Annotated in this window: 8 protein-coding genes and 1 pseudogene; 8 read left to right on the top strand and 1 reads right to left on the bottom strand. The window is 75.6% G+C overall.

The features are described 5' to 3' along the window. The 7 genes and pseudogenes from glmS to KCH_RS15335 all read left to right on the top strand — a co-directional run. A partial coding sequence (gene glmS, locus KCH_RS15365; protein WP_035863482.1) for a glutamine--fructose-6-phosphate transaminase (isomerizing) occupies positions 1–1311 on the top strand: 1311 nt, incomplete at its 5' end. A gap of 58 nt (positions 1312–1369) precedes the next feature. Continuing rightward, positions 1370–1738 (top strand): holo-ACP synthase, encoded by a 369-nt coding sequence (locus KCH_RS15360; protein ID WP_035863480.1) that lies wholly within the window; start codon positions 1370–1372, stop codon positions 1736–1738. A 113-nt stretch (positions 1739–1851) separates the two neighbouring features. Then, a complete protein-coding gene (locus tag KCH_RS15355) occupies positions 1852–3291 on the top strand; it encodes a bifunctional ADP-dependent NAD(P)H-hydrate dehydratase/NAD(P)H-hydrate epimerase (RefSeq protein ID WP_035863478.1) in 1440 nt (479 codons plus the stop codon). Positions 3292–3444: 153 nt separating this feature from the next. Next, positions 3445–4626, top strand: coding sequence for an alanine racemase (alr, locus tag KCH_RS15350; RefSeq protein WP_051653110.1), 1182 nt, complete (start codon positions 3445–3447; stop codon positions 4624–4626). A 43-nt stretch (positions 4627–4669) separates the two neighbouring features. Further along, a pseudogene (locus KCH_RS15345) lies at positions 4670–5811 on the top strand (alpha/beta fold hydrolase). A gap of 62 nt (positions 5812–5873) precedes the next feature. Continuing rightward, entirely contained in the window at positions 5874–6383 is a 510-nt protein-coding gene (gene tsaE, locus KCH_RS15340) for a tRNA (adenosine(37)-N6)-threonylcarbamoyltransferase complex ATPase subunit type 1 TsaE (RefSeq protein ID WP_035863476.1), read from the top strand. Positions 6384–6484: 101 nt separating this feature from the next. Continuing rightward, positions 6485–6688: a hypothetical protein gene (locus KCH_RS15335; protein WP_035863475.1), complete on the top strand. Its 204-nt coding sequence runs from the start codon at positions 6485–6487 to the stop codon at positions 6686–6688. Positions 6689–6698: 10 nt separating this feature from the next. On the opposite strand, the gene KCH_RS15330 is transcribed toward KCH_RS15335, so the two are convergent. Further along, the gene (locus KCH_RS15330; protein WP_035863474.1) at positions 6699–7268 is read right to left on the bottom strand and encodes a L,D-transpeptidase; all 570 of its coding nucleotides are present in this window, start codon (positions 7266–7268) and stop codon (positions 6699–6701) included. Positions 7269–7402: 134 nt separating this feature from the next. Between KCH_RS15330 and tsaB the strand changes: the two genes are divergently transcribed. After that, entirely contained in the window at positions 7403–8050 is a 648-nt protein-coding gene (tsaB, locus tag KCH_RS15325) for a tRNA (adenosine(37)-N6)-threonylcarbamoyltransferase complex dimerization subunit type 1 TsaB (RefSeq protein ID WP_035863473.1), read from the top strand. Positions 8051–8052: the final 2 nt, after the last annotated feature.

Here is an 8052-nt window from a genome sequence, read left to right as displayed (position 1 = left end):
CCGCTGGTGGTCGGCGTCGGCGACGGCGAGAACTTCCTCGCCTCGGACGTCGCCGCGTTCATCGCCCACACCCGGCGCGCCGTCGAACTCGGCCAGGACCAGGTCGTCGAACTGCGCACCGACGGCGTCACCGTGACGAACTTCGACGGCACCCCCGCCGAGATCCGCGAGTACCACGTCGACTGGGACGCCTCCGCCGCCGAGAAGGGCGGCTACGACTACTTCATGCTCAAGGAGATCGCCGAGCAGCCCAAGGCCGTCGCCGACACCCTCCTCGGCCGGATCGGCACCGACGGCCGGCTCACCCTCGACGAACTGCGCATTCCCGACCAGGTGCTGCGCGAGGTCGACAAGGTCGTCGTCGTCGCCTGCGGCACCGCCTTCCACGCCGGCATGATCGCCAAGTACGCGATCGAGCACTGGACCCGGATCCCGTGCGAGGTCGAGGTCGCCAGCGAGTTCCGCTACCGCGACCCGATCATGGACGACCGCACCCTCGTCATCGCCATCTCGCAGTCCGGCGAGACCATGGACACCCTGATGGCGCTCCGGCACGCCCGCGAACAGGGCGCCAAGGTGCTGGCGATCTGCAACACCAACGGCTCGACCATCCCGCGCGAGTCCGACGCGGTGCTCTACACCCACGCCGGCCCCGAGGTCGCCGTCGCCTCCACCAAGGCGTTCCTGACCCAGCTGGTCGCCTGCTACCTGGTCGCCCTCTACCTCGGGCAGGTCCGCGGCACCAAGTGGGGCGACGAGATCTCCTCCGTGATCCGCGAACTCGGCGACGCCCCCCGGCAGGTCGAGCAGGTCCTCGGCACCATGGAGCCGGTCCGCGCGCTCGCCCGCTCGCTGGCCGACGCCCCCGCGGTGCTCTTCCTCGGCCGGCACGTCGGCCACCCGGTGGCCCTCGAAGGCGCGCTCAAGCTCAAGGAACTCGCCTACATGCACGCCGAGGGCTTCGCCGCCGGCGAGCTCAAGCACGGCCCGATCGCCCTCATCGAGGAAGGCCTGCCGGTCGTCGTGGTGGTGCCCTCGCCGCGCGGCCGCTCCATCCTCCACGACAAGATCGTCTCCAACATCCAGGAGATCCGGGCCCGCGGCGCCAGGACCATCGTGATCGCCGAGGAGGGCGACGAGGCCGTCGTCCCCTACGCCGACCACCTGATCCGCATCCCGGCCACCCCGACCCTGCTCCAGCCCCTGGTGTCCACCGTCCCGCTCCAGGTCTTCGCCTGCGAACTGGCCACCGCCAAGGGCCACGAGGTCGACCAGCCGCGCAACCTCGCCAAGTCCGTCACCGTCGAGTAGCGCGCGTATCGTCCATGCCTGCGCGACGCTCGCGCAGGCATGGACGAGGGAGTCGGACGTGATCATCGGGGTCGGCATCGACGTGGCGGACATCGGACGCTTCGGGGAATCCCTCGAACGCACCCCCGGCCTCGCCGAACGCCTCTTCACCGCGGACGAGTTGACCCTCCCGTCCGGCCAGCGCCGCGGCACCGCCTCGCTGGCCGCCCGCTTCGCCGCCAAAGAGGCACTCGCCAAGGCCCTCGGCGCACCCCCCGGCCTCCGCTGGGAGGACGCCGAAGTACGCGTCGAGGACTCCGGCCGCCCCGTCCTCCACGTCACCGGCACCGTCCGGGCCCGCGCCGCCGCCCTCGGAGTGACGTCCTGGCACGTCTCCCTCAGCCACGACGCGGGCGTCGCCTCGGCCGTCGTGATCGCGGAGGGGTAGCCGGGGGTGAAACCGGGGGCGCGAAGAACCGCGCGGAGCGGAAGACGCCCGTCGGCGGGACCGCGGCACGGACAATGACGTGCACGTGCTCGCGCCTCCCGAAGGAGATCCCGTTGCGCCAGGCCCACACCGTCGCCCAAGTCCGCGCCGCCGAAGCCGCCCTGATGGCGGCTCTGCCCGACGGCACCCTGATGCAGCGCGCCGCCGCCGGTCTCGCCGCGACCTGCGCCGGGCTGCTGCCCCGGGTCTACGGCAGCCGCGTCCTCGTGCTGGCCGGCTCCGGCGACAACGGCGGTGACGCCCTGTTCGCGGCGGCCCGGCTGGCCCGTCGCGGGGCCCGTGCGGAGGCGCTGCTGCTGGACCCGGCGAAGGCGCACGCCGAGGGCCTCGCCGCGCTGCTGGCCGCCGGCGGCCGGGTCACCGGCGACGCGGGCGCGTTCGGCCGCGCCGACCTGGTGCTGGACGGCATCGTCGGCATCGGCGGCAGCGGGCCGCTGCGCCCGGCCGCCGCGCCGTTCGCCACCATGGCGCGCCGCGGCCCCGTGGTCGCCGTCGACGTGCCGTCCGGCGTCGACCCGGACACCGGCGAGGTGAGCGGCCCCGCGCTGCGCGCCGACGTCACGGTCTGCTTCGGCACCCACAAGCCCGGCCTGCTGATCGACCCGGGCGCCGAGTACGCGGGCGTGGTGCACCTGGTGGGGATCGGACTCGACCTGCCGCCCGCCCCCGTCGCGGCCCTCCAGCACGCCGACGTGGCCGCGCTGCTGCCCGTCCCCGGTGCGGAGAGCGACAAGTACCGGCGCGGGGTGGTCGGCGTCGCCGCCGGCTCCGCCCGCTACCCGGGCGCGGCGCTGCTGGCCGTCGCGGGGGCGCTGCGCGGCGGTGCGGGCGCGGTGCGGTACACCGGGCACGCCGCAGAGGAGGTGGTCCGCCGCCACCCCGAGGCGCTGGTCACCGAGGCCGGCCCGGCCCGCGCCGGTCGGGTCCAGGCGTGGGTGGTCGGCCCCGGCGGCGGGGACGGCGCCGAGCAGGCGCTGCGCGAGGCGCTCGACACCGACGCGCCGGTGCTCGCCGACGCCGACGCGCTCACCGAACTCGGCCGCCTCGGTCCCGCCCTGCTGGCCGGCCGGACCGCGCCCACCCTGCTCACCCCGCACGCCGGCGAGGCCGCCCGGCTGCTCGCCGGCATCGGCGAGCACACCGACGCCGACACGGTCGCCGCCCACCGCCTCCGGTCCGCCCGGCTGCTCGCGGCCCGCTACGGCGCGACCGTGCTGCTCAAGGGCTCCACCACGGTCGTCGCCGACCCGGACGGCCGGGCCCGCACCAACCCGACCGGCACCGGCTGGCTCGGCACCGCCGGCAGCGGCGACGTCCTGGCCGGCCTGGCCGGCTCGCTGCTCGCCACCGGCCTCGGCCCGCTGGACGCCGCCTCCGTCGCCGCCTACCTGCACGGCCTGGCCGGCCGCCACGCCGCCGGGACGGGCGCGCCGATCACCGCACTGGACATCGCGGAGGCGCTGCCGTCGGTCTGGCGGTCGCTGACGGGGTGACGCCGTCCGCATCCGGCCCCGGGCGGAACCGGAACGCGCCCCACCGCGTGGAAGGACCGGAAGGGAAGGGCGTACGGGTGGACGGGTGACAGGGGCCCGGCCGACCGCGCCCCTGACGGGGGGATCGGCGGGGGTCTGGGAGACTGATACGCGATGACGACTGCGAACACCACCGGGACACCCGCACTGACCGAGGGCGTCCGCGCCGAGGCGACCGTCGACCTGGCCGCCCTGCGCGACAACCTGGCCGCCCTGCGCGCCCGCACCAACGGCCCCGAGCTGATGGCCGTGGTCAAGGCCGACGCCTACGGCCACGGCGCGCTGCAGTGCGCCCGGGAGGCGATCGCCGCCGGCGCCGGCTGGCTCGGCACCGCCACCCCGCAGGAGGCGCTCGCGCTGCGCGCCGCCGGCATCCGCCCCGACCAGGCCCGCATCCTGTGCTGGCTGTGGACCCCGGGCGGCCCGTGGGAGCAGGCGCTGCGCGAATCCGTCGACATCTCGATCAGCGGCCAGTGGGCGCTGGACGAACTCCTCGCCGCCGTCCGCGCCACCGGCATCCCCGCCCGGGTCCACCTCAAGGCCGACACCGGTCTCGGCCGCAACGGCTGCCAGCCGCACGACTGGCCCGACCTGGTCGACAACGCCGCGAAGGCGCAGGCCGACGGCCTGCTCCGGGTGGTCGGCGTCTGGTCGCACTTCGCCGCCGCCGACGAGCCCGGCCACCCGTCGATCCAGTCCCAGCTGGACTCGTTCGCGCAGGCCCTGGCGTTCGCCGAGCGGTCCGGCATCGACCCCGAGGTGCGGCACCTGGCCAACTCCCCGGCCACCCTGCTGCTCCCGCAGTCGCACTACGACCTGGTCCGGCCCGGCCTCGCCATGTACGGCCTGTCGCCGGTGCCGGACGTCGGCACGCCCGCCGACTACGGCCTGCGGCCGGTCATGTCGCTGGCCGCCCGGCTCGCCCTGGTCAAGCACGTCCCCGCCGGGCACGGCGTCTCCTACGGCCACCACTACGTCACCCCCGGGCCGACCACGCTCGGCCTGATCCCGCTCGGCTACGCGGACGGGATCCCCCGCCACGCGAGCAACACCGGGCCGGTGCAGATCGGCTCCGGCCGCTACCGGGTGGCCGGGCGGGTCGCGATGGACCAGTTCGTCGTCGACCTCGGCGGGGAGACCTTCGAGGTCGGCGAGGAGGTCCTGCTGTTCGGCCCGGGCGACCGGGGCGAGCCCACGGCGGAGGACTGGGCACGGGCCTGCGGCACCCTCTCGTACGAGATCATCACGCGGATCGGGGGGCGGGTGCCCCGGCGGTACGTGGGCGGGGTGCAGTAGTGGCTGCCGGTGCCGGGGCGCGGGCCCGTTCGGGGCGTGCCTGATGGCCGAGTCGTCCGGGGTGTCGAAGGCCGGGCTGATCGGCATCTCGCTCGGGGTGCTGGCCGCCGGGGCCGCCGCGGGCGTCGCGGTGGAGCGGCTGACGGTCGGGCGCGCGATGCGCCGGCGGGCCCGGGAGGAACTGGACGCGGCGGCGCCGTTCGGTTCGCTGCGCGGAGCCCCCGGCGGGTCCGGGCCGACGACGGCACCGAGCTGTACGTGGAGGTGGACGCCGGCGAGGGCCCCGGGCCGACGGTGGTGTTCTGCCACGGCTACTGCCTGAACCAGGACAGCTGGCACTTCCAGCGCGCCGCCCTGCGCGGGGCGCTGCGCACGGTGTTCTGGGACCACCGCAGCCACGGCCGCTCCGAGCGCTCCCGCTCGTACCTGAAGGGCGAGCCCGCCTCCATCGACCAGCTCGGCGGCGACCTGCGCGCGGTGCTGGACGCGGTGGTGCCGGACGGGCCGGTGGTGCTGGTCGGGCACTCGATGGGCGGGATGACGGTGCTCGCGCTGGCCGCCCAGCACCCCGAACTGTTCGGCCCGGACGGCCGGGTGACCGGGGTGGCGCTGATCGGCACGCTGGCCGGCGGCTGGGACTCGGTGACGCTGGGCCTGCCCGCCGCCGGGGCGAAGGTGGTGAAGCGGGTCGCGCCCGGCGTGGTGCGGATGCTGGGCCGGCAGGTCGAGCTGGTGGAGGCGACCCGGCGCTGGGGCTCGGAGCTGGCCGCGGTGTTCTACCGGCGGTTCTCCTTCGGCACCAAGGACGTCGACCCGGGCGTGGTGCGGTTCGCCGAACAGCTGCTGGACGCCACCCCGATCGACGTGGTCGCCGAGTTCTACCCGGCGTTCTCGCTGCACGACAAGCAGACCGCGCTGGCCGCGCTGGACGGCGTCCCCACCCTGGTGATGGCCGGCACCAAGGACCTGCTCACCCCGCCCGAGTACTCGGAGGCGATCGCCGCCGCACTGCCCGGCGCCCGGCTGGTGCTGGTCGAGAACGCCGGCCACCTGCTGATGCTGGAGCGCCCCGGCACCGTCGACCGGGAGCTGGTGGCGCTGCTGGAGCGGGCCGCCGACCGGGCCGGCACCGGCCCGCTGCCGGAGGAGCTGCGCGCGGCCGGGGACGAGCCGCCGGAGGGCTGAGCGGGCGTCCCGTCGCGGTGTGGCACCGTAGGGGTGGCCGCAACGTATCGAAGAAGGACGCCATGGGTTCGCAGACCACTCTGACCGTCGCCACCGCGGAGCGGATGACCGGCCTCGGCCGGCAGCTCGCCGCCCTGCTGCGCCCCGGCGACCTGGTCCTGCTGTCGGGGGAACTGGGCGCGGGCAAGACCACGCTGACCCGCGGCCTCGGCGAGGGCCTGGGCGTGCGCGGCGCGGTCACCTCGCCGACCTTCGTGATCGCCCGGGTGCACCCCTCGCTGACCGGCGGCCCCGCGCTGGTGCACGTGGACGCGTACCGGCTGGGCGGCGGCCTGGACGAGATGGAGGACCTCGACCTGGACGTCTCGCTGCCCGAGTCGGTGATCGTCGTCGAGTGGGGCGAGGGCAAGGTCGAGCAGCTCTCCGAGGACCGGCTGGAGGTCCGGATCGACCGGACCCTGGGCGGCGCGGAGGCCGACCTGGTGGACGAGGCGGACGGGCGCCGGGTCACCGTGACCGGTCTGGGCGGTCGCTGGGACGACGTGGACCTCACCGTATTGGGTGACAACTGAGGCGGTTTCCGACAGCGCGTCGGGAAACTGTTGCGGCCCGGCCGGTGGGCGTGATGGGATGGCGACAGCAGGTTAGGTGTGCCTAACTAGGGAGGCGCCCCATGGCGAGCACCACCCCCCGGACCGACACCCGTCCCGAACCGGCCGAGATCCGTCCCGAACCGGCCGACGCCCCCGCCGGGGCCGCGTGCCCCGACGCGCACGAGCCGCGCAGCGACGCCGCACCGGTGCCGATGCGCGTCCTGCTGGCGTCCTGCCGGGCCGCCGAGGCGGTCTCCACCCCGCCCGAGCGGCACGCCGCCTAGCGGCGGGGCGTCAGGCGACCACGACGACCCGGGTGCCGTTCGGCGCGAAGTCCCACAGCGCCTGGCCGTCCGGCCGGGACGCCCGGATGCCGCCGGTCTTGGTCTTCGGGTCGACCGAGGGCGCGGCCGCGTTCTCGTCCACCAGCGAGCTGAAACCGAACACCGTGCCCTGCTGCTGGGCGAACCGCACCACGTGCTCGATCTTCCGGCCGTCCGTGCCGGTGCCCGCGGCGGTGCGGCTGTAGACCGTGTACGCGCCCGGGTTCGGCAGCGCGCTGCCCGGCGACACCTTGAACGAGGCGAGCACCGGATCCGGCTTCTTCGGGTCGACCAGCCACACCTGGCGGTCCTTCAGCGAGAACACCACCCGCAGGCCCGTCCCGGAGTCGGCCGGCAGCGGGGGAGCGGTCGGCTTCTCGCTCGCCGGGGCCGCCGCCGCCGGGGCGCTCGCCGGGGCCGCCGGGGTGGCCGCCACCGCCCGGGACGCGGCGCCGTTCGCCTGGAACGCCAACAGCCCGATCACCGCCATGGCCCCCAGGGTCAGCCCGCCGACCACCGCACCAGGACCCAGCTTCGCCACGTCTGCTCCTCAACGCTCCGCGTCTCACGTCCGAAGGCCCATCGTGCCAGGTCCGCCGCGCCGCTTCGGCCTCTTCCGATCGTGTGTTCCCGGCCGGTGCGGGCACCCGCGCCGGACCCTCTAACCTTGAACCCGTGCTCCTCCTCGCCTTCGACACCGCCACCCCCGCCGTCACGGCCGCCGTCCACGACGGCGAGCGCGTGCTCGCCGAGTCCTACGAGGTCGACGCCCGCCGACACGGCGAACTGCTGCTGCCGACCATCGACGCCGTGCTGCGCACCGCCGGCGTGGACAAGCGGCAGCTCACCGACCTGGCGGTCGGCGTCGGCCCCGGCCCGTACACCGGCCTGCGGGTCGGCCTGGTGACCGCCGCCGCGCTCGGCGACGCGCTCGGCCTGCCCGTGCACGGCGTCTGCACCCTCGACGCGATCGCCCACCAGGCCCGCACCGAGGGCCTGGACGGCGCCTTCGCGGTGGCCACCGACGCGCGCCGCAAGGAGGTCTACTGGGCCTCCTACGACGCGTCCGGTGCCCGGGTCTCCGGCCCCTCGGTGGACCGCCCGGCGGAGATCGAGCCCGGCGCGCGGACGGTCGGCGCGGGCGCGCTGCTGTACGGCCTGCCGGCGGCGAGCGGCCCCGAGCACGTCTCGGCGGGCGCGCTGGCCGACTTCGCGGTCCGCGAGCTGGCCGCCGGCCGCGCGCTGCTGCCGAACGCCCCGCTGTACCTGCGGCGGCCGGACGCGCAGGTGCCGGCCGGCTACAAGGCGGTGCTTCCGGCGTGACG

Origin of the sequence: Kitasatospora cheerisanensis KCTC 2395 (genome assembly GCF_000696185.1) — a bacterium.
GTDB classification, from domain to species: Bacteria; Actinomycetota; Actinomycetes; order Streptomycetales; family Streptomycetaceae; genus Kitasatospora; species Kitasatospora cheerisanensis.
Note: the sequence above shows the minus strand (reverse complement) of the source record. Positions and strands in the feature narration are given on the sequence as shown.